Consider the following 940-nt stretch of genomic DNA (forward strand, 5'->3'; position numbering starts at 1 on the left):
CCACCAGCGCATGAACAGCCCTGCCGCGCCCACCAAGAGGGGGCCGATGATCGTGGCGAACTTGCCCAGCATGTTATAGAAGCCGTAAAACTCGGCGGGCTTGTCCGCCGGGATGAGGCGGGCGTAGTAGGAACGCGAAAGGGCCTGGATACCGCCCTGGACCAGGCCGATCACCACGGCCAGGATGTAAAACTCCTCCTTGCGGGTCATGGTGATGCCGAACACGGTCACCCCCACATAGACCGCGATGGCCAAATAGATCCCCCGCCGCGGGCCCATGCGCTGACCGATGCGGCCGAAAACAAGGGCCGCGGGAAAACCCACGAACTGGGTGATCAAAAGCGCCAGCAAAAGATCATGGGCGGCAAAGCCCAGGCTCATGCCGTAGTCCACGGCCATGCGGATGATTGTGTCCACCCCGTCGATGTAAAGCCAGTAGGCGCAGAGAAAAAGCAAAACGACCTTCATGTGCCGGATCCGCCTGAAGGTATGCTTCAACTGATCGAAACCGGCGGACCAGACGCCGGTGGGGACCGTGGGGGCGGGTGTTTCGGGGACCCAGCGCAAGGTGAGCACGGTAAAACCGCCCCACCACAAGGCCACACTGAGAAATCCCATTTGCACGGCCTGCCCCGCATCGGCCAATCCGAAGCGCGCGGGCATGAGCACCATGAGCACATTGACCAAAAAGAGCAATCCGCCGCCCAGATACCCCATGGCGTAACCAAAGCCGGAAACCACGTCCAGCTCCGCCTCGGCCGCCACCTGGGGCAAGAGGGCATCGTAGAAGATGTTGGCCCCGGAAAACCCGACCACGCCCAGAACGTAGACCATCACCGCCATGGCCCACTGCCCTTCGGCCACCAGGTAGAGCCCGGCGGTCATCAAGACGCCCAGGTAGGCAAACAGCGCCAAAAAACGCTTGCGCGCACCGCTCCGG

At 62.3% G+C, this 940-nt stretch carries 1 protein-coding gene; it reads right to left on the reverse strand.

Annotated features, from left to right (window positions below; all coding sequences use genetic code 11):
- Positions 1 to 940: MFS transporter (locus tag JCM12296_RS35200; RefSeq protein ID WP_054702837.1), on the reverse strand; the 940-nt coding region annotated here is incomplete at both ends.

The sequence above is a fragment of the Desulfosarcina cetonica JCM 12296 genome (genome assembly GCF_001311845.1).
GTDB lineage: Bacteria > Desulfobacterota > Desulfobacteria > Desulfobacterales > Desulfosarcinaceae > Desulfosarcina > Desulfosarcina cetonica.